This window comes from Vibrio sp. YT-19(2023) (assembly GCF_033337395.1).
Map to the genome: position 1 here is coordinate 107,858 of NZ_JAWOQN010000005.1, position 25,347 is coordinate 133,204.

A 25,347-nucleotide genomic window follows, 5' to 3' on the forward strand; every position below is an offset into this window, starting at 1 on the left:
AACATTGAAACGGAACAAAAAAGGGCCGGCGATTGCTGACCCTGTATAGTTTTAAATCAAGAATGGTTAAAGTGCTTTAAAAATAGACTCAACACTTTCTTTCGCATCACCAAATAGCATTGATGTATTTTCTTTGAAGAACAGTGGGTTCTGTACTCCTGCGTAACCAGTATTCATTGAGCGCTTGAATACCACTACGTTTTTCGCGTTCCATACCTCCAATACGGGCATACCAGCGATTGGGCTGTTCGGATCTTCCAGTGCGGCTGGGTTGACCGTATCGTTAGCACCGATAACCAATACGGTATCGGTTTCTGCAAAGTCATCATTGATTTCATCCATTTCAAGAACGATATCATACGGTACTTTTGCTTCAGCGAGTAACACATTCATATGCCCCGGTAGACGACCCGCTACTGGGTGAATCCCAAAGCGAACTTCAATACCTTGTGAACGAAGTACATCAGTAATTTCATGAACAGGGTATTGTGCCTGAGCTACTGCCATGCCATATCCTGGAGTGATGATTACTGATTTTGAGTTCTTCAACATCTCTGCAACTTCTTCAGCCGTTGTTTCACGATATTCGCCCTGCTCTTCGTCACCTGAAATCACTATCTCTTGACCAAAACCACCGGCAATAACACTGATAAACGAACGGTTCATTGCTTTACACATGATGTAAGAAAGAATCGCACCTGATGAACCTACCAAAGCACCTGTTACAATCAATAGATCATTTGCTAGCATGAAACCTGCTGCCGCTGCTGCCCAACCTGAGTATGAGTTCAACATAGAGACAACAACTGGCATATCAGCACCACCGATTGAAGCGACTAAATGGTAGCCGAATGCGAACGCGATCAAAGTCATCACAATAAGAGCGAACATGCTGCCATCTGCTTTTACGAAGTAGATCATAAGAAGCGTAGAAATAACAACCGCTGCGAGGTTCATTTTGTGCTTATGAGGCAGGTTAAGTGGCGACGAAGAAATCACACCACGCAGCTTACCAAATGCGACAATTGAACCGGTGAAAGTTACGGCACCGATGAACACACCCAAGAATACTTCTACAAGGTGGATAACATGCTCAGCATGTGTTGCTGCTTCTGGCGCATCTAGGTAACTGTTGTAGCCAACTAAAACCGCAGCTAAACCTACAAAGCTGTGTAGAATCGCAACCAGTTCTGGCATCTCGGTCATTTCTACTTTCTTCGCATAGAAAATACCGATCGCACCACCTATCGCCATCGCGATAATGATCCAACCAAAACCTTGCGCATCTGGGCTAAAGATCGTCGCTATTAGCGCGATCGTCATACCAGCGATACCGTAGTAGTTACCATTACGAGCAGACTCTTGCTTTGAAAGCCCCGCCAAACTCATGATGAAAAATAATGCAGCAACAATGTAAGCTGCTTGTACTAATCCTGCAGACATTGTGACTCCTATTTATCTTTGCGGAACATTTCAAGCATACGCTTGGTAACGGTGAAACCACCGAAGATATTGATACTCGCGATCAATACGGCAATAAAAGATAGGAATGAAACGACGCCATTACCTTGTCCAATTTGCAGTAATGCACCAACGACAATAATGCCAGAGATAGCATTCGTTACTGACATTAGTGGAGTATGAAGTGCATGGGTAACATTCCATACTACGTAGTATCCGACAACACACGCTAGAACAAATACAGTAAAGTGAGAAAGAAACGCTGCCGGAGCAACCGATGCAACCCATGCAAAGGCTCCAACAGCCGCTGCCACACCAATAATTTTCTTCGTTGGAGACGTAGGTTCTTCTATTTTAGGCTCTGGCTTTACAGGCTGTTCTTGTTTCACTTGCGGCTGAGCTGAAACCTGAATTGGTGGCGCTGGCCAAGTAACTTCACCTGCTTTCACCACGGTAACGCCTCGGATAACAACATCTTCAAAATCAATATTGATGTTGCCATCTTTCTCTTTACACAGCAGTTTTAGAAGGTTAACAAGGTTTGTCGCGTAAAGCTGAGAAGATTGTGTAGGCAAACGACCAACCATGTCAGTGTAACCAACAATTTTTACCCCGTTATCCGTCATGATAACTTGGTCTTTCACTGTATATTCACAGTTACCGCCATTAGCGGCTGCCAAGTCAACAATTACACTGCCCGCTTTCATGCTGTCGACCATTTCTTTGGTGATCAACTTCGGCGCAGGTTTACCAGGGATGAGCGCGGTCGTAATAATGATATCAACATCTTTAGCTTGCTCTGCGTATAACTCTGCCGCTTTTTTGTTGAAGTCATCAGACATTTCTTTTGCGTAGCCATCCCCAGAGCCTGACTCTTCTTGAAAGTCAACGGTCAGGAACTCAGCGCCCATCGATTCAACTTGCTCTTTTACTTCTGGGCGGACGTCAAACGCACGGACAATGGCACCTAAGCTACCTGCAGCACCGATAACCGCCAAGCCAGCGACGCCAGCACCCGCAACCAATACTTTCGCTGGAGGTACTTTACCGGCAGCCGTAATTTGACCTGTAAAGAAACGACCAAACTCATGAGCTGCCTCAACCACTGCACGATAACCAGCGATATTAGCCATCGAAGATAGCGCGTCTAAGGCTTGTGCACGTGAGATACGAGGAACGGAATCCATGGCAAGAACGTTAATGTTCTTACTTGAAAGTTGTTCCATCAACTCAGCATTTTGAGCCGGCCAAATAAAGCTAACCAGTGTTGCTCCATCTTGCAGTAACGCAATTTCGTCAATGCCTTGCTCATCATCCACAATTGGCGCATTAACTTTTAAAATAAGGCCAGATGCCCAAACTTCTTCACTAGAAACGATTTTCGCACCAGCTGCTTCATAAGCGGCATCATCGAAACTCGCTAGCACCCCCGCTTGGGATTCAATCGCGACATCGAATCCCAATTTTATTAACTGCTCAACCGACTTCGGCGATGCAGCCACTCGCGATTCACCCGCGAGTATCTCTTTAGGTACACCGATTTGCAAAACGCATACTCCTTGTATACATATCAATAAATTAGTCCCAAAACAGAGCGTCGCTCTACTCTAATTCTTTTTTATTTCTATCTGTTTACCACGCAAGACAATTGCAAACGAAAGATGATGTTTGGGGACACCCATTTGCACAATAACACCTTGACTAACAGCCCTGTTATTATTCTGTTTGTATCGAACGCGTCTCATTACTTCAAGTGTTTTGTAATTTAAATACTAAATTTCATTACATATAACGCTAAGTAATGAATGATTGTCGCTCTGTGCACGAAAAATAACAACGCAACACCGTACTAGACTGAGGTCTAACCAGGTAACGATTAAATACTGACTTAACAGAGATTTAAGCGTTAAAAAGAAAGAGCCACTAGCATATACACTAATGGCTCTTTTTAAGATGACTGGAATCAAATTGCAGTAAATTGCTAGTCGAAGATTTTATCGCCCATTTGATCAATAAACATTTGAGATTTCTTCAACATAAGGTCATTGGCATCTTGCTCTGAGCCAAGCAAATCGGAGCGAATAAACCGATGTGTTTTCACTTCATCATTGTCATGCTTTTCTATTCGACCAGCGATGCGATATTGTCCGCCCTCTGAAAGGCTCTCTGGGTAAATAAGGAAACCTTTATATTCAACTGGTTCGATATTTTTGGCTTCAACCGTTTTCTCACTACCACCAAACAAACGCGAAAAAAATCCCACGATTCCTCCTTGGGTCAGCTCACTAGTCAACTGAGCGACTCTTACTTAATATTAACGTTAAGGATCGGTTTTTCATACCAATCCAACTCTTTGTCATCATCATAACTAGTATGGGAAAAAATTACAGGCACATCATACTCTCGGTTCTTACGCCTGTCTTCTTTCACCATTTCTGCGGCGTTTTTCACCGCTATATCCGCGCTTTGCTTAAACTGGCTTAATTTTTGTTCAGGAAGTGAAGACAAAAAATCAATATCATGACGGATATAGACAGGCTTGAGCTGGATAAGCGCAAGGCAAGCAATATCGGCTAACTGTTCGTTGTCATACTGTTCTAAAAATTCGGGCAAACTGAGAACCTGGCCTACTAATGTTTCCATGTAGTTGTGCACATCTGAGCTTATCTGCATCTGTAAATCTCCTTTTTCCTATGAAATGAGTATAGCAACGACTTGTTTATAACAACTTATTGATTGCTCTTAATTTAATCAATCTCTCTCTTTTTGCCGTAATGTCTTCCAAAATACTTGGGAAAAGGAACAAATAGACGTATTCTTGCTAGTTCTCAAAGTTCGAAATTCAATAACGGATAAATATCCATATTGATAAAACGATTTACCTAACCAATTATATAGTCAACTATTTTCAGGCAGTTTGTAATAGATGTCCTCATCGTCAATGACTTCATCAGGCTTCAGATTCTCATTCCCTTTTTTGCTACTGGGCATAGTGAGTTCGGGCATGGACAGCATTATTCAGATGACTCAGGCAAACTGGGGCATTGCCGCAAACTTGCCGTACATACTATTAGGTTGTGCGCTACTCCTTTGTTATTCATTTAAGCAAGGCAGAGAGTCCATGGTGTGCTTGGCAATGTTGCTAGCCTACTTCGTGATACAGCACCGCCTACAAGTCCCGCTTCAAAGTGGTACCGCTTTACTTGAGCTAACCATTTTAGCCACGTTACTTCCTGTCTCGTTTCTTACGGTATTTTTGTTTAGTAAAGAAGGTTTTGACTCTAGAGCCATGTTGACTTACATCTTGATGTTAGCAATGTTCGTTCTTTGGTCTTATCTAACGCTAGCATATTACGTTGAAGGAGGGTTTGAACAATGGACAAGCGGTATTTTATTTATTGTACCTACGGTCTCTAAACTGCCTTTAATTCTTGTTTTATATTGCGTGGGTATTGTCTGTTTTCTTGGAATCCTTGTTTTAAAGAAGAATGAAATTATCCATGCGATGACCTACTCTGCCATGGTATTGGCGTCTGCGACGTTCATTTTCTTTGATGTGCAGTACATATCAAGCACCATGTTTACGCTAACAGGGCTGCTTATCATTATTTATGCCGCTTCCGCTAGCCATCAACTGGCTTTCACCGATAGCCTAACGCTGATTCCAAGCAGACGTGCACTTGATCTCGATCTAAAACACATGGGTAAGAAGTTCACGATCGCAATGCTTGATGTTGACCATTTTAAAAAGTTTAACGACACCTACGGTCACGATACTGGTGATGACGTTCTAAAAATGGTCGCTTCGCGCCTCACTAAAACCCCAGGCGGCGCAAAAGTTTATCGATTTGGCGGAGAAGAATTTACCATCGTTTTTAAAGGCAAATACGCTGACGAATGTAAGAACTTTTTGGAAGAAGCTCGCAAATCGATTGCAGAATACGAGATGATATTACGCGATGAAGAATCTCGCCCTGAGAACCATAAACAAGGACAAAAACGTCGTGGTAGCAACAGTTCGAAAAGAAAGTCGGTTTTTGTTACCGCAAGTTTCGGAGTTGCTGATAGCCGGAATGGGCAAGCCCCTCTGGACGTCATTAAATCAGCGGACGAAGCTCTTTACAAAGCGAAAAAGGCCGGACGTAACTGCATAAAGCTTCGTTAGACCCTCACCAATCGTGAAAGTTAACAAGCTTGTCTGGGTTTACAACAAAACCGAACTTCCCCATCAGCATAATAACTGCACTCATCGTTGCCACTATCCCGATGTTATCTATCTAATCAAAGGTATAAGGTATACGCCCGATTGCGACATTCCGTTCGCACTGTTTGCCTATCTTACTTTGAGTTAGCTTTAAAATAACCACCAAAAGTGACAACGCAACAAAAAGAATAGCATTCATAAGATTTTGTTTTTAAAAAGAATTAACTACAGTATGTGTGTTTCTTCCCAAAGACTTCGAGGTATATAGTGCTTTATCAACGGTTGCATACAAGTCTGATTGCACTTCTTTCCCTGTCGGTTGAAAAACAAAAACACCCTGTGACACTGTCACTCTATTTGACACACTAGAATACTCATGTGGGTAATCGAGAAAATACATAGCCTCTTGTATACGCTCGGCTTCTCTTTCTGCTGTTTGAGTGTCGGTACACCCTAGCAACACGACAAACTCTTCTCCACCATATCGACCTACATATTCCCCAGAGCGACAAAACGTCGCCTTTAGTTGATTCGCAATCGCTTGTAAGCAACGGTCGCCTTCAATATGACCGTAGTTATCATTAAACGGTTTAAAAAAATCGACGTCCAATAGAATCAAAGCCATTGGCATATTGTGACGGCCATGCCATGCAACCATCGATTCCAACTTATGGTCGATATAACGGCGGTTATAGAGTTTGGTTAGGCCATCTTCATTCGCTTGCTGAGTCAAAAGTTGATTAACTTGCTCCAATTGAGCTGTCGCTTGCTTAAGCTCTCGTCTCATATGAGCAATACGCTGCATTGCGATAAGTTTAGAGTTCAGTACCAGTTTATCTACCGGCTTAATTAAATAGTCATCACCGCCCGCGTCTATGGCTTTAGCAATCATTTCTGGCTCTTCGTGACTACTCAAGAAAATAATAGGGATCCAATCCGGAAACGTTTCTCTTATATGAAGAGAGACTTCAAAACCGTTCATATCTGGCATTGATATATCGAGTAACACCAGTTCCGGATCAAAACTCTCGTAGGTATTTAACGCCTCTAGTCCACTACCTACGGCTTTTACAATATGTCCAAGTTGCTTTAGACGAATAGCCAACTGCATCCTGTCTAGCTGAACATCGTCAACCAGAAGGATTCGCATCGATGTCCCTGTCGGTTGCATAACGCGTTCCATTTTTAATTATGTCTTTATTAAACATATACCATACTCATAGAGTTGTTGCATTCGACTCATAATTAAGTGCTATATTTTTGTTTGAATATCACGGAATCCATTGCATAAAGCAGTTAGACTGGACGTTACCCTATCTAATCATGGCCTGTGAGCAGAAGTTCAACAAACTCATTCACTTTGGTCATCTTGTGGATTAATGGGTATAGCTATTTGATGCATTTGGTATTAATATTCCCGCCTTTTTGTAATGAGAGACACACCATGTCAGAAGCAACTAACAGCGAAAGCAAAAAAATCGATCTAGCCAGCATTTCTCCAGAGCTACGTAAAGTTATCGAATTTGACGAAGTTCCAGAGCAAATGTTCGAAATGGTTACCTCTATCCATGAAGTGTCTGAAGAAGCGGTACGTGAATCATGGGACGAAATGCCAGCAAGTGCACAGAACATTCTAGACAACTTTGAACAGTTTCATGCTCTAGTTTCTGTAGGCCAAGCATTCGCTGGTATTAATGTGATGGAAGAGTTTCCGACTCTTAATCTGCCAGAAAACATGACAGATGAAGATAAAGAAGAATACCGTGCTCAACTACTTGATAATGTGCTTCACAACTGTGTGAAAGACATGGTTAAGCAACTTAAGAAAGCACGTCGTGACCCACTTCTTAAGCGTGAATTCAAAGAAGTATTCGCGAAGTAATTCCGACATTCTTCTAGTAACAAAGGCCGCACTTTGCGGCCTTTTTTGATCATGAAGCGTAAATCAGTCTAAACGGTTAATGAGGCGCTAGTGCCATATCTTTTTGTGTCACACTGACACCTTTAATTTGTGCAAAAACACGGCTACCAATTTTTAGGTTGAGATCGTCAAGGGCCCACGGTGTGATCGTTGCCCACAAATAACATTTCTCGTCTAGCTTGAGTGATACATTAATACTCTGTTTGTCATCGGCTGCGTTAAACACTTCGATGGAATCGACAATAGCAGGCAGAATATTTCGAATCGACGTCGCCTTGGGCTGCTCGAGCGTGATAGAAACGTCGTTGGCACGCACTTGCAAGCGTATTGGCGTGTCTGGTGTTCCGTCAATCTTTTGCACCCACAGGAGTACATTAGGTGCAAGGCTGATACAAGTCAGTGCATAACGTTCATGATGTTCAGCAATCCGGCCTTCAAATAAGCTGCTTTGATCTGAGAAAGATTGCCATGGACGCATAGCATGAGAAGCCCACACTTCCTCAAGCTTACCTGAACTCGAAATTTTACCTTGGTCAATAATTGCAAGGTGCTGAGCAAGCCTTAAAATTTCCTGGAGACTGTGTGTGACATAGATAATAGGGATATTTACCTTCTCAGACAACTCCTCAAGAAAAGGCATTACCTCACGCTTTCTTGGCATATCGAGTGAGGCAAGTGGCTCATCCATCAAAAGCAAATTGGGTTTAGATAGCAATGCGCGCGCAATCGCAACACGTTGCTTTTCACCACCAGAAAGTGATACCGGAAAGCGCTTTAGTAACGGTTTGATAGACAAGAGTTCGGTGACTGCATCAAAATACTCGTCATCTTTTTCTTTAACGCCATATAACAAATTGCCTTGAACCGAATAGTGAGGAAACAAACGTGAATCCTGAAACACATAACCAATACCACGCTTGTGCGTTGGTAGGTTAATTCCCTGTTCACTGTCAAACAAAACATGCTCACCAACCGCAACATACCCTTGCCTTGGAGTGACCAATCCGCTGATGATGTTAATCAACGTCGTTTTACCTGCACCAGATCGTCCAAACAAGGCACTAATTCCGTTACAGGGTAACTTGAGTTTGATGTCGAAGTCAGTCTCACCAAGCATTTGTTTAAATTGGACTTTAATCGTCATTGCTTCGCACCCAATCTGCTTGCCGCTTTACGATTTAGCCATTCAGAGATCATTAATGTAGACAAGGCTAACGCGATAGAAATGATACACAGACGAGCCGCCTGCATTTCTGCACCTGGCGTTTCAATAAAGTTGTACATTGCCAGCGGAATCGTTTGGGTCTCACCCGGAATGTTAGAGACGAAACTGATCGTCGCCCCGAATTCGCCAAGACTACGAGCAAATGACAGCATCGTTCCCGTAATAATTCCGGGAACGGTCAGTGGTAACGTGACGGTGAGAAACACTTTTAAAGGAGAAGCGCCTAACGTAGAGGCTGCGTGCTCCAATTTAGGGTCGACGCTATCTAAGCTTAAGCGTACTGAACGAACCATCAAAGGCAAAGCCACGACAATACAAGCGACTACTGCCCCTTTCCAATTAAAGCTAAATACTACCCCTAAGTTTTCATAGAGCCACTTTCCAAGGAACCCTTGTCGTCCTAAAGAAATCAACAATAAATAGCCGATTACCACTGGCGGCAATACCAGTGGTAAATGAATTAAGCTATCGAGAATCGATTTACCAAAGAACGTTTTTCGAGAAAGTAGCCAAGCAAGAAAAACGCCGAGAGGAATCAGCCAAAGTACTGCGTACGCGCCTACTTTGAGGCTTAACATTAAGGCTTGGTATTCCAGTTCTGTCACGCTTCGTTCCTATAATTGAAGGCCGGTTTATTGCTGAAAGCCATATTGAGCAAAAACGCGTGCGGCTTCGTCCGATTTTAGGTACTGGAAGAACTGCTCCGACTCAGTAGAATCATTCACAATTGCTGCCGGGTAAACAATAGCCGCATGCGTATCACTCGCAAATTCGCCGACAATTTTGACTTTATCAGTTAACTGAGCATCGGTTTTGTAGACCACACCTAAAGGCGCTTCTCCACGTTCAACCAACGCCAAAGCTAAGCGCACATTCTTTGCTGGTGCGACGTGAGTTTGAACCGCTTTCCATACACCCAGTGTAGTCAATGACTCTTTCGCGTACATACCAGCAGGTACTGACGTCGGATTGCCTAAAGCAAGACGATTTCCATGCAATGCCTTCTCCCATGCCTTTGCATCAGAAAAGTTAAATGAGGTTAATTCTGAAGACTGAGGAGCAATCAAGACTAAGCTATTGCGCACTAGATTTGTGACATTGTCACGATAAATGACATTTTTATCGACCAAATAATCCATCCATTTCGTGTTCGCAGAAATGAATACATCCGCTGGTGCGCCATTGATAATTTGTCGAGCGATAGCAGAAGAACCACCATAAACGGGAGTGATAGAAACGTCATACTTTTCTTCAAAGTTTTGCGCGATCTCGTTAATCGCATTCGTCATAGAAGAGGCTGCATACACTTTTAGGTTCGTTGATGCGTTTGCTGAAAATGAAATGCTTAATACTACCGTAAGGCAAGCATACTGTTTCCATGCTTTCATAGAGATACTCCAATACAAGGCAAGCGAAAGAACAGGTTATTTAAATATAAAGTTCAATCAGTTAATGGGCTATTTAAACAAAAAATCAAGGCGCACATGTTGTTCTATCGCATCTGCGATGCGATTAATGCCTTGCTCCTTTAACTCTTCAAAGTCTTGTTGTTTGATTTGGGTGCCGTTTACCCATTCTGATACCAGGCTTAAGACAGCTGCCTCGTCAAAGAACCCGTGAAGGTAGGTTCCCATGATTTGGCCACACTCGCTGATCGCCCCCTCCGCTTCACCGGAACTGAATGTAAGAGGTTGCAGGCCCCGTACTTCACTTCGCCCTACGTGGATTTCATAACCCTTTACATTGGCTGTTTTGCCGTTAAGAGAAAGCTGTGCTTTTGTGTTTGTAAGCTGTTTGCTGTTAGTTAGCGTCGTAGTGATATCAAGCAAGCCAAGTCCTTCGCTTTGACCTGGTTGGCCTTCGACGCCGTTTGGATCATCAATCAAGTTTCCAAGCATCTGGTAGCCGCCACAGATACCAATCACTTTTCCACCAAGACGAATATGACGCAAGATATCTTTATCCCACCCCTGGCTTCTTAGATAATCCAGATCGTCTCTGACCGATTTGGTCCCAGGCAAAATAACCAGGTCGGCTTTATCTATTTTTTCGCCTTTACCTACATAACGTAGATTGATGTCTGGATTCAATCGCAGCACATCAAAATCAGTATGATTACTAATCCGGGTTAAAACAGGCACAACAACATTCAGTTTTACCTCAGAGTGCAACTCCTGCTGTGCAGTGATCGCGTCTTCTGCTTCTAAATTCAAACCATGGAGAAAAGGAAGTACACCAAGTACAGGTTTACCTGTTTTTTCTTCTAGCCAATCGAGGCCCGATTGCAATAAACGAATATCACCTCGAAAACGGTTGATAACAAATCCTTTTACTCGCGCTTGTTCAGATTCAGAAAGTAACGCAAGTGTTCCGTACAAATGTGCAAACACTCCACCACGATCAATATCAGCAACAATGATCACTGGTACATCAGCGGCCTCAGCAAAACCCATGTTTGCAATATCGCCTTCTCGTAAATTGATTTCAGCAGGACTCCCCGCGCCCTCGATAATGATCGAATCAAATTCTTGAGTCAGACGAGAGAAGGAATCTAACACCGTGTCCATCGCCACTTTCTTGTAATCATGAAAGCCAGCCGCATCCATATTGGAAATCGCCTTACCCTGCAAAATGATCTGAGCACCTGTATCACTGTTAGGTTTAATCAAAACCGGATTCATATGTACGGTTGGCTCAATATTACACGCCTGTGCCTGTACGGCCTGTGCTCGACCTATTTCACCGCCATCTTTGGTTACCGCACTATTTAGTGCCATGTTTTGTGGCTTAAATGGGGCAACATTTATCCCTTTTCTTGCTAATACACGGCATAAACCTGCCACAAGGACACTTTTTCCGGCATCCGAAGTGGTGCCTTGAACCATTAAAGATGGGATCGCTGATTTCATGAACATTCGTAAGGAATAGAGGAAGATGAACAATCATAACGTCATCGTCCCCACTTACTCAAGCAAATGAATAGAATATGAATGTTGAAATCATCATTGGTTCAAACAAGCCCTGTTTTAATGACCCCATCAAAACAAACCGATGAGGATGTAACATGAAAAAGAATACAATTATCGCAACAATCGCCGCCTTAGCTATTGCTCCTTCTATCGCGTTCGCGAAAGATAACGCTCAAAACCAATCAAACTTCCAGTTTAACGGTCCTGTCACTGTGGAAAAATTGGATGCCTTGCTAAACGACTCCAATATGTTTACTGAAAAAGATGTGGTCGTTGAAGGTAACTTATTGCGTCAAGTTCGCTCGGATAAGTTTGTCTTTAGCGATGGTTCCGGTGAAGTGATGGTCGAACTCGATGACGATATTCAGCTAAATACTCCGATTGATCACACGACTAAAGTCCGTCTGTTTGGCGAATTTGAAGGCGGGAACAAACCAGAGATTGAAGTCGAACAACTCGTGGTCATGTAAAACAAACCCCGATTGCTGTGCATATCAACATGATGTAGTGACGATTACAGCTAAATAGTGACGGCAAGCACTTAAAATGATAGCTTTATCAATCTTGGTCTGCTTTTTGCAGACCATTTTTTTGTTCATTTTAATCATCTTGCCCGGAGACACCATGCTAGGTAAAGCTCTAAAGGTTGCAGCCTTTGGTTTGTGTGCTATTTTGCCACTTTCCGCACATGCAAATAATTTCAACTACAACACGATGGAATTTCGCATGGGCACTAGCCCTGGTACATTTGGTGGAGAGTTCAATACCTACTTTACAGAGAATACCCATTTCATTGCTCGCGCAGACAGTGAATTCAGCGGAGACTGGGACATTGCTGGTGGTATAGGCTTTAATGGGCCAGCAGGCCAATTTGCAGATATTTATGGCCAAATGTTGGTACACAACATTAAAGAGAACGGCAGTGATAAAGTCGGCGACGAGTGGCGCACGGAAGTGAATATTGGCACTCGTATTTGGTTTATGCAAAATGTTGAGCTACATGGCCGTATCGGCCAAATCATAGATAATGACGATTCGAACACCATTTACAATCTGGGCGCACGATTCCACTCAACTCAGCAACTATCACTTGGTGCAGATTTCAAAAATAATGGTGTCTATGGCCAGCAAATTGTAATGTCTGCTCGTTTTGCATTTTAGTGGACATGACTATGACTATGACTATGACTATGACTACCAGGGCATCACAAGCAAGCATATGATTCAATAAAAATGGCCTCCAATTTTGGAGGCCATTTTTTGTTAATCACGAATTATTAGCTTGTAGCAGAAACTAGCTGTAATACATCAGTTTTTAGCGTTTTTTTTAGGTTTATCTTGCACATATTTTTTCGATACATCTACAACGGCGATATCTCTAAAAAAGCTTCGACCAAGCAAAATTGGAAACGTCATATGTCCGCGATCGGCTAACGTAAACTCTGTCTTTTCTTTGTGCTCCCCAACGGTAATGTAGGCTTTTACCACCGCTCGTTTATCCACCTCTTCTGACGAAGACTGCTTAACTTTAGCCCAGCGCTCAACGGGTACTTTAAATTCTTTGGTGTCTTTGTCACCTAAATCTATCTTAAATTTAACCCAGTCTTTACCATCACGCTCAAACGGAACAATGTCAGTCGCACTAATTGATGATGTTGTCGCCCCTGTATCGACTCTAGCCTTGAAAGTCTGGTCAATTTCAGGAACATAAACCCATTCTTCAGAACCAAGAATTAACATGCCATCGGGTGTTTTTGTGACCTTGACTGGCTTCTTAGGCTTTGGTTCCGGCTTTTTCTCAGGTTTCGCTTCTGGTTTGGGCTCCACCTCTGGCTTTGGATCTACATCAGGTTTCACTTCTGGCTCGACTTTAACGGGCTCTTCGACCTTTGGCGACTCTGGCTCAACAGGTTCCTGCGTCGTTTGAGTTGACGTACAAGCAATTAAACTGCCGCTCATCATAAGCGGCAGAATCAGTTTCCAGTTTTTCATCCACACTCCAATTAAGCTTGAGATACTTTCTTAATTGCGTCCGCTACGTATGGAATATGAGTTTCGGTAAGTCCGGCAATGTTAATTCGACCATCGCCAACACCATAAATGCCATAATCTTCACGCAGTTGCGCCATTTGGTTTCCACTAAAGCCTAGCACAGTAAACATGCCTTTGTGACCCTCAATGAAATCAAATTGATCTGTATTATGGTTGTTTCTCAACTCGTTACACAAACTTTGACGAAGGCTAACCAAACGATGTTGCATTTCACTCAATTCTTGCTTCCAAACGGAAGTGAGATTGTCATCTTGCAGAATGGTCTTAACTAAAGCTGCACCATGGTCGGGTGGCATCGTGTAAGTCGAGCGAGCTAGAGTGAGGAGTTTACCTTTTGCATTGGTTACATCATGCATGTTCTTACCAACCACAATCGCTGCACCAGTTCGTTCACGGTACAGACCAAAGTTCTTCGAACATGAAGTAGTAATCAACATCTCTTCAACGTTATCTGCCATAAAACGAAGGCCTTTTGCGTCTTCTTCTAGGCCATCACCGAAGCCTTGGTAAGCAATGTCCACAAATGGGATGAAACCGTTCTTCTGCGACAATTCTGTAATGGCTTGCCAAGCAGAGAAGTCAATATCCGCACCAGTTGGGTTGTGGCAACAACCATGAAGAAGTACCACATCTGAAGGCCCAGCTTTCGCAAGATCATCCATCATTTTTTCGGTGTCTACTTGTTTCGTTTCCGAAGAGAAATAGTGGTAGAACTTAACTTTAAGGCCTGCTGCTTCCATCACTGGCTTGTGGTTTACGTAGCTTGGGTTGGAAATCCAAACCGTCGTATCTGGCTGTACGATCTTCATTAGATCACCGAGCATACGCAGCGCACCACTTGCACCTGGCGTTTGAATAGCTGCAACACGATCCATTGCAGACGTTCCCGTCAGTAGCAAATCGATCATGCTTTTATTAAATTCTTCGCAACCTGCAAGACCAACATAAGACTTGGTTTTTTGAGTTTCAACAACGACATCCTGCGCCATTTGAATGGCTTTCATAATCGGCGTTTCGCCTGCGCTGTTTTTGTATACGCCAATGCCAAGGTCAACCTTGTTTGGACGTTCATCGTTACGGTATGCAACGGATAGAGATAAAATAGGATCTAATACGGGAGTTGGGAGATTAGAAAACATGAAAGTCATAACCCTTTGAAATTCAAGTACCGAACCTCACGTTAACACCATCGCAAAAAATGACGAAATGATTTTTCACTTATTTCATCAATTAGAGAACAAAATTCTGGATTGCGGTGAGTTTTGTGCGCTCTATCGTTCAGAAAAAGAACGATTCACTCCTCGTTGTACCAATCCACTCTACCGTTTTTTCTAAACTCTCTTGGTGTCATGGTCGACCACGCTTTAAAACGTGTACTAAAGTTAGCGCTGGTCGGATATCCGACTATTTCTCCAATATGCTGAATTGGCCATTCTGTTGAACGAAGTAACCTAGCAGCATATTCCATGCGCATACGCGTTAAATGTGCCATTGGGCTTCGACCAAACTGCTTTTGAGTCAGTCGATGCAAATGAGGCTCCGAACATGGATATAGAGCCGCCACCTGCTCAACGCTCCAATCCTTATGGAGCTGACGTTGGACAAGGTCAAATACACGCCGAAGCCTCAATTGGCTGCGTGATATCGACTCTGAGGGCGGCATGTTTAACATCAGCTCTAACTGAGCCACACTATGCTCACCTACCGCACCACCATAATCGATTGGAAGGTTAATGCTGCGTAGTAACGTTTGGATACATGCATACATCACTTCAGGTGTAGATGAAAGCTGGTAGCGAACATCGCATTCTAATATCGGCCACTCTCTATCAGGAGCAAGAAAAAGCCACGCGATCTGCCAAGGTTCTTCTTCTATACCAAAACCGTTTTCAACACCTGCGGGTACTGTAATCAACGAGCCCGGTTCCAAATCGTATCGATAAGTCCCACTCTCTAGCCACCCTTTACCACGCACCGTATAGAGCAGCATGTGTTTCTTTTGGTTTTTACGATAAACAGAGAAGAAGTCACGACAAGTGGCAATGCCGCACTGCACAATGCCTCTCTCCTCAAGTGCTAATACTCGACTGTGATCAATAAACTCTTGATAAGTTTTTTCTGAAATCGCGTAGCGTTCTTGTTTATCTTCCATGATTTATTGGCTCACATGTGCGTTAGTAGAGAGTTTTACAAAGGTTTTGGATTCCTTTGAAAAATACACCGCCAAATCATGAGGATAAACTACTCGCATTAATCTTTAAGGAGAAATGCGATGCTCTTAACACGCGAATACATCGATAAAGCATTTTGGCAAAAGCTGATTACGATTGGCCTACCTGTTTCACTTCAGTCCATGCTTTTTGCTTTGCTCGGCGTCGTGGATATTTTCATGGTAAGCCTACTCGGAGAATCTGCAACGGCAGCAGTTGGAGTTGGAAATCGTATCTTTTTCTTCAACCTAGCGGTTGTCTTTGGCCTGTGCGGTGCAGTTACCGTACTTGCTTCTCAATACTACGGCTCAGGAAACCTAGCCGGAATTCGCAGAACGTTGGCGCAATCTTGGTTTATTTCCATTTTGGTGACGCTGCCGTTTATCGTTCTTTATGCGATTTTTGATGAAGAGATCGTCTCTTTTATGTCAGACGATCCTGAATACGTCACTTATGCACGTGATTATCTTGTGGTTACGGGCTTTAGCCTCATTGCTACGGCGATAGTAGTACCGATTGAAGCGGTATTGCGCTCCGTGGGCCAAACCAAACTGGCAACCAACGTTAGTATCTCCGCCATTGTCGTTAACGTCGCGCTTAATTATGTTTTGATTTTTGGTTTATTTGGTTTCCCTCAATGGGGCGTATTTGGTGCAGCCGTAGGTAGTTTTGTTTCTCGATTTTTCCAAACCGCCGTCTTGATTTATTTTTTCTACAAACGATATGCTTACCTAATTCCGACTAAGTTCGATTGGGTACAAGGCCGCTTAAAACAGTATCGAAAAAAGTACTTTAAGGTTTCTTTACCCATGTTGGTCCACGATGCGCTTTGGACTGGTGGATTGATCGTTTACAGCATCATCTATGGTCAATTGGGCGTTTCAGAACTGGCGATCATCTCATTCTTATCACCGATTGAAGGGGTACTGATTTCAACCTTTATGGGATTTGCGGTCGCTGCATCCGTTCTTCTTGGGAATGATATTGGTGCAAAACATTATGACCGAGTCGAGAAAACGGCGTGGTGGTATGTGTTAACCAGCGCAATCTTAGCCACCTTGCTGTTTTTCCTAGTGTGGTTGAGCTCGCCCATGATTCATCACCTATTGGTACTGAGCCCGTTAACCGATGCAGACATGGCACTTAACGTATGTTTAGTCATGGCGCTAGGTATGATTTTGAGGGTGTTTAACATGGTTGGGAGTGGCGGCGTACTAAAGAGTGGCGCTGATATTCGCTATAGCATTTTCATCGACACGTTCGGTCAGTGGGCTATTGGTGTCCCCCTTACTTATTACACAGGCATGGTGTTAGGGCTGCCTTTGCATTTTGTCTTGATGTCTCTGCTCGCGGAAGAGTTAGTGAAAGGCGTACTGACGACTTACCGTATTCAATCTAAACGTTGGATAAATAATATGGTTGAAGATGACCAATCGGTGACAGCGTAACCAAAAAGACATTAACGAACTCACACCAAAAGGGCTCACCCGTTATGCACGCGTGAGCCCTTTTTATGTGCGGAGAATGCTTGATTAGATGTCCGTAAAGCGATGAATGATTTGGTTTGAACTGCCACGCCATTCGAGATTGAGGTCTTTCTTGTCTTGTTCAAACTTACCATCAATCAAAACATCGATGTATTGCACCACTTCCCTTTGCGCGTCATTCAGTTCCGTCAGCGTGTAGCCAGTCCAAACCCAAATGTCTTTACCTGGGCACTCCTCTCTCACCCTTTTCACTATCTTCAAAATATGAGGCACATTAGCAGGGTGAAGCGGATCTCCACCCGACAACGACAAGCCACGGCGTTTGATACGCGTGTCGTTTAAGTCAGCGAGGATTTTGTCTTCCGCTTCTTGCGTGAAAAGTACACCAGAATCCAAACGTTGCGTCGACTGGTTATAACAGCCACGGCACTGATGCACACAACCCGACACAAACAGCGTGCAGCGTGTACCCGGTCCGTTAACAACGTCAATTGGATAGTATTGGTGGTAATTCATAATGCGTCTCTGTGTTATCGAGAAAGAGAAAATCAACCTGTTTAAAGTTGATTTTCATTATTGGGTTTGAGCTTAAGTAAACCTTACAGGTGCTTAACTCGACGCTTCACTTCTTCTTGCTTACCGAAGTTAAACGGGCGTGCATCTGGGCTGCCTAGGTAGCCACAAACACGACGTGTCACTGACACTTTGGTTGAATCATGGTTGCCACAGCTTGGGCAAGTGAAGCCTTTACTTGTACAGTCAAACTCACCGTTGTAACCACACTCGTAACACTCATCAATTGGCGTGTTAGTTCCGTAGTAAGGCACTCGGGTGTAACTGTAGTCCCATACGTTTTCTAGTGCTTCAACGTTACGTTGCATGTTCGGGAACTCGCCGTAACAGATAAAGCCGCCGCTTGAGATTTCTGGGTAAGGCATCTCAAAGTCGATCTTGTCGTATGGGTTCACCTTCTTCTCAACATCTAGGTGGAAGCTGTTGGTGTAGTAACCTTTGTCTGTTACGCCTTCAATTACGCCGAACTCTTTCGCATCGATGCGGCAGAAACGGCTACATAGGTTTTCACTTGGCGTTGCATATAAGCTGAAGCCATAACCTGTTTCGTCAGCCCATTGATTCACAGCATCTTTTAGATGCTTGATGATCGCGACCGCTTTTTCACGCAAAACAGCGTCATCATAAACGTGCGCTTCTGTACCGAATAGCGCGTTAATTGTCTCGTGTACACCGATGTAACCAAGAGAAATAGACGCACGACCGTTTTTGAATATATCTGCGATTGAGTCGTCTGCTTTCAAGCGAACACCACATGCGCCTTCCATGTATAGGATTGGGGCCACACGTGCTTTCACGTTTTCAAGGCGAGAGATACGTGTCTCTAGTGCTTTACGAGCAAGACGTAGGCGGTCATTTAGAAGCTCGTAGAATTTCTCTTCGCTTCCGTTTGCACGGATAGCGATACGAGGAAGGTTCAAGCTCACGACGCCAAGGTTGTTACGACCTTCGTGAATCAGCTCACCGTTTTCTTCGTAAGTACCAAGGAAGCTACGGCAACCCATTGGCGTTTTGAATGAACCGGTTACTTCCACTACTTTGTCGTAGTTAAGAATGTCTGGGTACATACGCTTAGACGCACACTCAAGCGCAAGTTGCTTGATGTCGTAGTTTGGATCTTCTGATTTGTGGTTCAAACCATCTTTGATGCCGAATACAAGTTTAGGGAATACCGCTGTTTTACGGTTCTTGCCTAGACCTGCAATACGATTCTTCAGAATCGATTTCTGGATCAGGCGGGATGCCCAGCTTGTACCAAGACCAAAACCGAACGTAACGAATGGGGTTTGACCGTTCGCTGTATGCAGCGTGTTTACTTCGTATTCTAGAGATTGAAATGCGTCGTAACACTCTTTCTCAGTGCGCGCTTTTGCGAACTCTTCTGGCTCAGCAATGTTCCACTCTTTTGCAATCTCTAGGTGTTTCTCGTAGCTTGTGATTACGTACGGTTCTAGAACCTCATCAATACGGTTGATGGTTGTACCGCCGTAAATGTGGCTCGCGACTTGAGCAATGATTTGTGCTGTTACCGCTGTTGCAGTCGAAATTGATTTTGGCGTATCAATCTCAGCGTTACCCATTTTAAAACCATGCGTCAGCATGCCTTTAAGATCGATAAGCATACAGTTAAACATTGGGAAGAACGGTGCGTAGTCTAAATCGTGGTAGTGAATGTCACCCACTTCGTGCGCTTGAACCACATCGCGAGGAAGAATGTGCGTCTTCGCGTAGTGTTTCGCTACGATACCAGCCAACAAGTCACGTTGAGTCGGAATTACTTTGCCGTCTTTGTTCGCGTTCTCGTTGATTAGATCCAGATTACTTTCTTCAATCAAACCTTCGATTTCGCGAGTTAGTGCACTTTGCTTCTCACGAGCGATGTCGCGATCGTGGCGATATTCAATGTAAGAACGCGCTAGGGCTTTGTAAGGACCTTGCATGAGTTCATTTTCGACTAAGTCTTGAATCTCATGGATGTGAACTTCATCGTGTTCTCTTAACTGTAACTCGACAGCAAGAGCCACATTAAGAGCATAAATAGCGACATCTTTATCTTTGTTTTCCGCTGCTGCTTCAACTGCTGCTTGGATACGATCCCTGTTGAACGGAGCTCTTGATCCGTCGCGTTTGATTACGATTGGTTTCACTTTGTTCTCCTTACCCGAGCATACTCACAGAGTTATCCACAAACACACTATATGGGGTTATTTTTTATTCTGGCAACACAATATATTGTGGCGTATTTAACGAGAAGCACCACTCGAAAACATTGATTTTGATCAATAAAGATTGGCTAGCGAACAAGAAGAAATCGATCTTATTGGCGTTGATCTCAGTTGCGAAGAAAACCATGAAAATTGCAAAATTGGTACTAAATCTACTTGCTATTTTTGGAGGTCTTGTAGGATAAAGGATGGAAAGGAATACGCTAAAAGATAGGAGTGCAACAGGCCAAAATGCGATCACTTTTTGTTACGTTAATATTACTTTTTAGTTCTCTTTCATTTGCTCAAAACTCCATCAATCTAACCAGTTGGAACATAGAATGGTTATCTATAGATGGTGGAAAAGTGTCGAGAACACCACAAGATTTTGAAAAGCTGACCCACTATGTGGATAAAACACAAGCCGACATTTTTGCTTTTCAAGAAGTCGAAAGTGCTGCTGCCATCCAAAAAGCCGTTGGCAATGACTTCACTATTTATCTTTCCGATCGTTCAAACGCCTCCAACCGACACCTTCAGTTTAACGACACCAACCAATACACAGGCTTTGCCGTGCGCAATGGCGTAAGCGTATTAGACAAGCCAGACTTCTCTATCACACGAGGCAACAGCAAGCTTCGCTTCGCGAGCTACCTTGTTTTAAATCCAAACCAAGAAAACGAGACTCACCTACTCTCTGTACATCTGAAAGCGGGTTGCAGTGGCGCGTATCGTAATAACCGCGATTGTAAGATAGTGAAACAACAAGGACAGGCACTAGCTAAGTGGATAAAGGCGCGCGAGGACAACAAACAACATTATGTCGTGCTTGGCGACTTTAACCACAACTTGGGTTATCAAGGAGATTGGTTGTGGGACGTGATATCGGACAATACTAGTGCAAAGCTAGTGACTAAAGACACTAAAGCGGAATGTAAAGTGCGCTCTAATCGTAATCCGAATAAAACCCACCAATTCCGCTCGGTGATAGACCACATCATTGCGAGTGGTGATTTAAAGGCGTCGTCTGGTGTTCAAACCGTTTTCAAAACACAAGATGTACTCGATTATAAACTGAGTGACCATTGCCCGGTTTCTACGACACTCACTTTTTAGCGTTTAAGTACTCTTTTTAACGTTGAAGTACTTTCTTTATTGACGAACCACTCTTTTAGCGGTGAATGACCCAACCAACATTGCCGCTATAAAGAGCAGAACTTGTGTGTTGCCAGTAAAAAGGCTGGCAACCGCAGGACCAGGACACACACCCAGTAAGCCCCAACCAATACCAAACAGTGCTGCACCACCGACTAACTTTTTGTCTATCGTTTTAGAAGTCGGACAGACAACCTCATCACCAAACACAGATTCGCTTCTTGGCTTTATTAATAAAAGATAAGCAGGAACGAACACAACAAGTGCTCCGCCCATAACGAAGGCTAAGCTTGGGTCCCATGAACCGGTAATATCAAGAAAGCCGATCACTTTTGCCGGATCTGCCATACCAGAGACCACCATACCAATACCAAAGAGCACACCAGAAAATGCAACAACGGACATTTGCTTAATACTTTTCATTACGTGAGTTTTCATAACGACACTATTCCTCACGATACTAGCAAGACGGTTAACATGGCTGTGGCCATAAAAGTACACGTCGCGACCACAGAACGGATTGAGAAACGCCCTATTCCACAAATGCCATGGCCACTAGTACAACCATTGCCGATACGCGTACCAACACCGACTAACAAGCCAGCAACGATAACTAAAATAAGAGAACCGCTGTACTGATCTGGTACATGCCCGCCAAGAACATAAACAGCAAACAAGCCACCTAATACCATCGCAATTAAAAAAACAATTCGCCAAACGCGGTCTGCGCTCTCAACGGCACCGTTTAAGATCCCACTGATCCCAGCAGTCTTGCCAGTAAATAGCATCAGTGTTATCGCTGATACGCCAACTATTATGCCGCCCAACAGCGACATCCAAGGAACTTCAAACATAGCAACCGCCAAACTAATTACTTACAGAAAACTTGCTTAAAGGCCTCAACCAACGGACCAACTCTTTCATCAGAAATTGAATAAAATACCTGCTGAGAAACTTTTCTAGCTTTAATAATGTCGTGCTTTCTCAATACGGTGAGATGTTGTGAAAAAGCAGATTGGCTTAATGATGAACCTTCAAACAGTTCACCAACCCCTTTCTCGCCTTCAATCAGCTTACACATCACGATTAGGCGCTCTGGATGAGCCATAATTTTAAGCAGCTCACTCGCTTCGGTCGCACTTTGTAGCATACTGTCGCCCATTCTTATGCCTCTTCATTACTACATTACATTTCATTAGATATTACTAATTAATATTATTAAGTCAATGCTAATGTAGATTAAATAACATTAGACTTAGCTAATTTATTTAAGTAAGGTGTAGGCGTTTTCGATCATTCAGCAGGAGAAATCCATGAGCAAAATCGTGATTATTGGTGGGGTTGCTGGAGGTGCATCTGCAGCAGCTCGCGCTCGTCGTCTTAGTGAAGACGCAGAAATCATTATGTTTGAACGCGGTCCATTTGTGTCATTTGCAAACTGTGGCTTACCCTATCACATTGGTGGCGATATCCAAGAGCGCAGCAAACTGCTTCTTCAAACGCCTGAGAGCTTTTTAGCGCGTTTCAATGTTGATGTCCGTGTGATGAACGAAGTGGTTTCTATTAACCGTCAAGACAAAACGGTTACGGTTAACAATTTGCTTGATGGCTCTGAATACCAAGAGAGCTACGACTTTCTTCTACTCAGCCCTGGCGCAGGTCCAGTTGTGCCGCCTATTCCGGGTATTGATAACCCGTTAACGCACTCGCTGCGCAATATTCCAGATATGGATCGCATCATTAAAACGATCGAAACCAACAAAGTTGAACACGCTACGGTCGTTGGTGGTGGTTTTATCGGTTTGGAAATGATGGAAGCCTTCCACCAGCTAGGCATAAAAACCACATTAGTTGAAATGGCGGATCAAGTGATGACGCCCGTTGACCGTGAAATGGCTGGCTTCGCACATGCTGAAATTCGTGAGAAAGGCATCGACCTTAAACTTGGCGTCGCACTTGAGTCGGTGAAATTCGTACCTAACGAGCACGTGGCAAGTTTCGACTCTGGTGAGAGCGAAAAACACCAACATCTAGAAGGTGAATTGGAATTAACACTAAACAATGGTGAAAGACTCACCACCGATATTCTGATTATGGCAATTGGTGTTCGCCCCGAGACCAAATTAGCAAAAGAAGCTGGCTTAGAAATCGGCGCTCTTGGTGGTATTTATATCAATGAATACATGCAAACCAGCGATCCTTCGATCTACGCTGTCGGCGACGCGGTAGAAGAGAAAGACTTTGTGACTGGCGAGCAAACTCTAGTGCCACTTGCGGGCCCGGCAAACCGTCAAGGCCGAATGGCAGCAGACAACATGCTTGGCCGCCAAGAAACTTACCAAGGTACGCAAGGCACGGCGATCTGTAAGATTTTTGATTTAGCCGTCGCTTCTACTGGTAAAAACGAGAAACAGCTGAAACGTGAAAACATCGCTTATGAAAAAGTGTATGTGCATACAGCAAGTCACGCGAGTTACTACCCAGGTGCAGAAACCGTGTCATTCAAAATGCTGTTTGACCCAGTAACAGGTAAAATATTAGGTGCGCAAGCAGTAGGTAAAGACGGTGTTGATAAACGTATCGACGTAATGGCAGTTGCTCAGCGTGCTGGTATGACGGTAGAGCAACTGCAACACCTCGAGCTAACTTACGCGCCACCTTATGGCTCTGCTAAAGATGTAATTAACCAAGCGGCGTTTGTGGCAAATAACATCATCAAAGGTGACGCGATTGCGATTCATTATGATGAAATGGATTCACTGACAGAAGACCAACTGTTACTTGATGTTCGTAATCCTGGTGAATTGGAGTCCGTTGGTTATCTTGAAGGTGCAATTAATATTCCTGTCGATCAACTACGTCGTCGCATGCACGAACTTCCTAAAGACAAAGAGATCGTGATTTACTGTCAAGTTGGGTTACGTGGTAACGTAGCATACCGTCAGCTGGTCAACAATGGTTACAAAGCCCGCAACTTGATTGGTGGATACAGAACTCTCAAATTTGCTCGCTTATAACTTGATAATAAAAAGAGAAAACCACGTGCTTGGTTTTCTCTTTTTTTGCAGGAAAGAAAGCGTAGATCATTCACCTTCAATTGCCAAACGGACTGCTGCTTGAGCATGGATAGAAGTGGTATCGAGTAGTGTAACATCGGTGTGACTTTGGTTTACAAGTAAGGCAATTTCAGTACACCCGAGAATCACAGCTTCAGCTCCCTGCTCTTTTAGTTTTTCAATAATTTGCAAGTATATCGTCCTTGACTCCTCTTTGATTTCACCTTGGCATAACTCTTTATAAATAATGTTATGTACTTTAGAGCGGTCGTCTTGATCGGGAATTATGACATCAAGCCCATAACGGTCGGAAAGCCTTCCTTTATAAAAGTCTTGCTCCATTGTGAATTGAGTACCAAGGAATCCGACCTTTTGAACCCCTTTCTCACGAAGTAACTCAGCAGTCGCGTCTGCGATATGTAGTATGGGGATATTAATACTGGCTTCAATTTGAGGCGCAACTTTGTGCATTGTGTTAGTACAAATAAGAATGAAGTCAGCGCCCCCTTTTTCTATTGAAGATGCAGCATCAGATAGAATGCTTGCCGTTTCTTCCCATTTACCTTGATGTTGAAGTTTCTCTATCTCCGAAAAATTCACGCTATACATACAAATTTTTGCGGAATTTAGGCCGCCTAACGCCTCTTTGACTCCTTCGTTGATCAATTTGTAATAACTAAGCGTCGACTCCCAGCTCATACCACCTAGAAGACCGATAGTTTTCATATAACTCTCCAATCGTTATACACCACCGTGCCAGGGGTGTTTTTACAAAAAAAATCAGCCACTTAAATAAGCAGCATTCAAGCGTCTTCACTATTGAGCATTGG

Annotated in this window: 25 protein-coding genes; 7 read left to right on the forward strand and 18 right to left on the reverse strand. The window is 43.5% G+C overall.

Annotated elements, in window-relative coordinates; translation table 11 throughout:
- Positions 1 to 66: 66 nt before the first annotated feature.
- The 4 genes from pntB to R7E78_RS05620 form a co-directional block, all read right to left on the reverse strand.
- Positions 67 to 1,443, reverse strand: a complete 1,377-nt coding sequence (gene pntB, locus R7E78_RS05605) for a Re/Si-specific NAD(P)(+) transhydrogenase subunit beta (protein WP_005376248.1) — start codon at positions 1,441 to 1,443, stop codon at positions 67 to 69.
- Positions 1,444 to 1,451: 8 nt separating this feature from the next.
- Positions 1,452 to 3,008, reverse strand: a complete 1,557-nt coding sequence (locus tag R7E78_RS05610) for a Re/Si-specific NAD(P)(+) transhydrogenase subunit alpha (RefSeq protein WP_318057744.1) — start codon at positions 3,006 to 3,008, stop codon at positions 1,452 to 1,454.
- Between the two features lie 434 nt (positions 3,009 to 3,442).
- Positions 3,443 to 3,724, reverse strand: coding sequence for an HlyU family transcriptional regulator (locus R7E78_RS05615; protein WP_005376244.1), 282 nt, complete (start codon positions 3,722 to 3,724; stop codon positions 3,443 to 3,445).
- Between the two features lie 41 nt (positions 3,725 to 3,765).
- Positions 3,766 to 4,134: a late competence development ComFB family protein gene (locus R7E78_RS05620; RefSeq protein WP_005376241.1), complete on the reverse strand. Its 369-nt coding sequence runs from the start codon at positions 4,132 to 4,134 to the stop codon at positions 3,766 to 3,768.
- A gap of 253 nt (positions 4,135 to 4,387) precedes the next feature.
- On the opposite strand from R7E78_RS05620, the gene R7E78_RS05625 reads away from it, so the two are divergent.
- On the forward strand, positions 4,388 to 5,626 hold the full coding sequence (locus R7E78_RS05625; protein WP_065275318.1) for a sensor domain-containing diguanylate cyclase: 1,239 nt from the start codon (positions 4,388 to 4,390) through the stop codon (positions 5,624 to 5,626).
- 250 nt (positions 5,627 to 5,876) lie between these two features.
- On the opposite strand, the gene R7E78_RS05630 is transcribed toward R7E78_RS05625, so the two are convergent.
- The gene (locus R7E78_RS05630) at positions 5,877 to 6,836 is read right to left on the reverse strand and encodes a diguanylate cyclase (protein WP_017634619.1); all 960 of its coding nucleotides are present in this window, start codon (positions 6,834 to 6,836) and stop codon (positions 5,877 to 5,879) included.
- A 273-nt stretch (positions 6,837 to 7,109) separates the two neighbouring features.
- On the opposite strand from R7E78_RS05630, the gene R7E78_RS05635 reads away from it, so the two are divergent.
- A complete protein-coding gene (locus tag R7E78_RS05635) occupies positions 7,110 to 7,547 on the forward strand; it encodes a DUF3069 domain-containing protein (protein ID WP_005376232.1) in 438 nt (145 codons plus the stop codon).
- A gap of 76 nt (positions 7,548 to 7,623) precedes the next feature.
- Here R7E78_RS05635 and modC read toward each other — a convergent pair whose 3' ends face one another.
- The 4 genes from modC to R7E78_RS05655 form a co-directional block, all read right to left on the reverse strand.
- Positions 7,624 to 8,730, reverse strand: coding sequence for a molybdenum ABC transporter ATP-binding protein ModC (gene modC / locus R7E78_RS05640; RefSeq protein WP_225455641.1), 1,107 nt, complete (start codon positions 8,728 to 8,730; stop codon positions 7,624 to 7,626).
- Entirely contained in the window at positions 8,727 to 9,416 is a 690-nt protein-coding gene (gene modB / locus R7E78_RS05645) for a molybdate ABC transporter permease subunit (RefSeq protein WP_104976084.1), read from the reverse strand. The genes modC and modB overlap by 4 nt, the downstream gene beginning before the upstream one ends.
- Before the next feature lie 27 nt (positions 9,417 to 9,443).
- Entirely contained in the window at positions 9,444 to 10,199 is a 756-nt protein-coding gene (gene modA / locus R7E78_RS05650) for a molybdate ABC transporter substrate-binding protein (protein ID WP_033907056.1), read from the reverse strand.
- 69 nt (positions 10,200 to 10,268) lie between these two features.
- Positions 10,269 to 11,720 carry a cobyric acid synthase gene (locus tag R7E78_RS05655; RefSeq protein WP_033907055.1) on the reverse strand — a complete coding sequence of 484 codons (1,452 nt, stop codon included), beginning with the start codon at positions 11,718 to 11,720 and terminating at the stop codon, positions 10,269 to 10,271.
- A 155-nt stretch (positions 11,721 to 11,875) separates the two neighbouring features.
- Between R7E78_RS05655 and R7E78_RS05660 the strand changes: the two genes are divergently transcribed.
- Positions 11,876 to 12,250, forward strand: a complete 375-nt coding sequence (locus R7E78_RS05660; RefSeq protein WP_033907054.1) for a YgiW/YdeI family stress tolerance OB fold protein — start codon at positions 11,876 to 11,878, stop codon at positions 12,248 to 12,250.
- A 154-nt stretch (positions 12,251 to 12,404) separates the two neighbouring features.
- The gene (locus R7E78_RS05665; RefSeq protein WP_017634623.1) at positions 12,405 to 12,941 is read left to right on the forward strand and encodes a hypothetical protein; all 537 of its coding nucleotides are present in this window, start codon (positions 12,405 to 12,407) and stop codon (positions 12,939 to 12,941) included.
- Positions 12,942 to 13,088: 147 nt separating this feature from the next.
- Here R7E78_RS05665 and R7E78_RS05670 read toward each other — a convergent pair whose 3' ends face one another.
- From R7E78_RS05670 to R7E78_RS05680, 3 genes are all read right to left on the reverse strand, one after another.
- The gene (locus R7E78_RS05670) at positions 13,089 to 13,772 is read right to left on the reverse strand and encodes an ATP-dependent zinc protease (RefSeq protein WP_033907053.1); all 684 of its coding nucleotides are present in this window, start codon (positions 13,770 to 13,772) and stop codon (positions 13,089 to 13,091) included.
- 11 nt (positions 13,773 to 13,783) lie between these two features.
- Entirely contained in the window at positions 13,784 to 14,971 is a 1,188-nt protein-coding gene (locus R7E78_RS05675) for an aromatic amino acid transaminase (protein ID WP_033907052.1), read from the reverse strand.
- 155 nt (positions 14,972 to 15,126) lie between these two features.
- Positions 15,127 to 15,984, reverse strand: coding sequence for an AraC family transcriptional regulator (locus R7E78_RS05680; protein WP_025767758.1), 858 nt, complete (start codon positions 15,982 to 15,984; stop codon positions 15,127 to 15,129).
- 120 nt (positions 15,985 to 16,104) lie between these two features.
- On the opposite strand from R7E78_RS05680, the gene R7E78_RS05685 reads away from it, so the two are divergent.
- Complete coding sequence (locus tag R7E78_RS05685) at positions 16,105 to 17,490, forward strand: MATE family efflux transporter (protein ID WP_318057745.1); 1,386 nt, start codon at positions 16,105 to 16,107, stop codon at positions 17,488 to 17,490.
- Between the two features lie 84 nt (positions 17,491 to 17,574).
- Here R7E78_RS05685 and nrdG read toward each other — a convergent pair whose 3' ends face one another.
- On the reverse strand, positions 17,575 to 18,045 hold the full coding sequence (nrdG, locus tag R7E78_RS05690; protein WP_318057746.1) for an anaerobic ribonucleoside-triphosphate reductase-activating protein: 471 nt from the start codon (positions 18,043 to 18,045) through the stop codon (positions 17,575 to 17,577).
- A gap of 83 nt (positions 18,046 to 18,128) precedes the next feature.
- Positions 18,129 to 20,249: an anaerobic ribonucleoside-triphosphate reductase gene (gene nrdD, locus R7E78_RS05695; protein ID WP_005388026.1), complete on the reverse strand. Its 2,121-nt coding sequence runs from the start codon at positions 20,247 to 20,249 to the stop codon at positions 18,129 to 18,131.
- Between the two features lie 309 nt (positions 20,250 to 20,558).
- On the opposite strand from nrdD, the gene R7E78_RS05700 reads away from it, so the two are divergent.
- Complete coding sequence (locus tag R7E78_RS05700) at positions 20,559 to 21,422, forward strand: endonuclease/exonuclease/phosphatase family protein (protein ID WP_025767757.1); 864 nt, start codon at positions 20,559 to 20,561, stop codon at positions 21,420 to 21,422.
- Between the two features lie 36 nt (positions 21,423 to 21,458).
- Here R7E78_RS05700 and R7E78_RS05705 read toward each other — a convergent pair whose 3' ends face one another.
- The 3 genes from R7E78_RS05705 to R7E78_RS05715 are packed head-to-tail and all read right to left on the reverse strand — an operon-like array spanning position 21,459 to position 22,623.
- Entirely contained in the window at positions 21,459 to 21,899 is a 441-nt protein-coding gene (locus tag R7E78_RS05705) for a YeeE/YedE family protein (RefSeq protein ID WP_017820171.1), read from the reverse strand.
- 14 nt (positions 21,900 to 21,913) lie between these two features.
- Positions 21,914 to 22,327, reverse strand: a complete 414-nt coding sequence (locus R7E78_RS05710) for a YeeE/YedE family protein (RefSeq protein WP_372036149.1) — start codon at positions 22,325 to 22,327, stop codon at positions 21,914 to 21,916.
- Between the two features lie 5 nt (positions 22,328 to 22,332).
- Complete coding sequence (locus R7E78_RS05715) at positions 22,333 to 22,623, reverse strand: ArsR/SmtB family transcription factor (protein WP_005376206.1); 291 nt, start codon at positions 22,621 to 22,623, stop codon at positions 22,333 to 22,335.
- A gap of 151 nt (positions 22,624 to 22,774) precedes the next feature.
- Here R7E78_RS05715 and R7E78_RS05720 point away from each other — a divergent pair, with 151 nt between their 5' ends.
- Positions 22,775 to 24,478 carry an FAD-dependent oxidoreductase gene (locus R7E78_RS05720; RefSeq protein ID WP_053303645.1) on the forward strand — a complete coding sequence of 568 codons (1,704 nt, stop codon included), beginning with the start codon at positions 22,775 to 22,777 and terminating at the stop codon, positions 24,476 to 24,478.
- 66 nt (positions 24,479 to 24,544) lie between these two features.
- Here the strand turns inward: R7E78_RS05720 and R7E78_RS05725 are convergent, their stop codons facing one another.
- Complete coding sequence (locus R7E78_RS05725; RefSeq protein ID WP_318057747.1) at positions 24,545 to 25,243, reverse strand: aspartate/glutamate racemase family protein; 699 nt, start codon at positions 25,241 to 25,243, stop codon at positions 24,545 to 24,547.
- Between the last annotated feature and the right edge of the window lie 104 nt (positions 25,244 to 25,347).

Coding starts and splice junctions, on each gene's coding strand:
- pntB (WP_005376248.1), bottom strand. CDS start 1,443: ATGTCTGCAGGATTAGTACAAGCAGCTTACATTGTTGCTGCATTATTT.
- R7E78_RS05620 (WP_005376241.1), bottom strand. CDS start 4,134: ATGCAGATAAGCTCAGATGTGCACAACTACATGGAAACATTAGTAGGC.
- R7E78_RS05625 (WP_065275318.1), top strand. CDS start 4,388: ATGTCCTCATCGTCAATGACTTCATCAGGCTTCAGATTCTCATTCCCT.
- R7E78_RS05630 (WP_017634619.1), bottom strand. CDS start 6,836: ATGCAACCGACAGGGACATCGATGCGAATCCTTCTGGTTGACGATGTT.
- R7E78_RS05635 (WP_005376232.1), top strand. CDS start 7,110: ATGTCAGAAGCAACTAACAGCGAAAGCAAAAAAATCGATCTAGCCAGC.
- modC (WP_225455641.1), bottom strand. CDS start 8,730: ATGACGATTAAAGTCCAATTTAAACAAATGCTTGGTGAGACTGACTTC.
- modA (WP_033907056.1), bottom strand. CDS start 10,199: ATGAAAGCATGGAAACAGTATGCTTGCCTTACGGTAGTATTAAGCATT.
- R7E78_RS05655 (WP_033907055.1), bottom strand. CDS start 11,720: ATGAAATCAGCGATCCCATCTTTAATGGTTCAAGGCACCACTTCGGAT.
- R7E78_RS05660 (WP_033907054.1), top strand. CDS start 11,876: ATGAAAAAGAATACAATTATCGCAACAATCGCCGCCTTAGCTATTGCT.
- R7E78_RS05665 (WP_017634623.1), top strand. CDS start 12,405: ATGCTAGGTAAAGCTCTAAAGGTTGCAGCCTTTGGTTTGTGTGCTATT.
- R7E78_RS05670 (WP_033907053.1), bottom strand. CDS start 13,772: ATGAAAAACTGGAAACTGATTCTGCCGCTTATGATGAGCGGCAGTTTA.
- R7E78_RS05675 (WP_033907052.1), bottom strand. CDS start 14,971: ATGTTTTCTAATCTCCCAACTCCCGTATTAGATCCTATTTTATCTCTA.
- R7E78_RS05680 (WP_025767758.1), bottom strand. CDS start 15,984: ATGGAAGATAAACAAGAACGCTACGCGATTTCAGAAAAAACTTATCAA.
- R7E78_RS05685 (WP_318057745.1), top strand. CDS start 16,105: ATGCTCTTAACACGCGAATACATCGATAAAGCATTTTGGCAAAAGCTG.
- nrdG (WP_318057746.1), bottom strand. CDS start 18,045: ATGAATTACCACCAATACTATCCAATTGACGTTGTTAACGGACCGGGT.
- R7E78_RS05700 (WP_025767757.1), top strand. CDS start 20,559: ATGCGATCACTTTTTGTTACGTTAATATTACTTTTTAGTTCTCTTTCA.
- R7E78_RS05705 (WP_017820171.1), bottom strand. CDS start 21,899: ATGAAAACTCACGTAATGAAAAGTATTAAGCAAATGTCCGTTGTTGCA.
- R7E78_RS05715 (WP_005376206.1), bottom strand. CDS start 22,623: ATGGGCGACAGTATGCTACAAAGTGCGACCGAAGCGAGTGAGCTGCTT.
- R7E78_RS05720 (WP_053303645.1), top strand. CDS start 22,775: ATGAGCAAAATCGTGATTATTGGTGGGGTTGCTGGAGGTGCATCTGCA.
- R7E78_RS05725 (WP_318057747.1), bottom strand. CDS start 25,243: ATGAAAACTATCGGTCTTCTAGGTGGTATGAGCTGGGAGTCGACGCTT.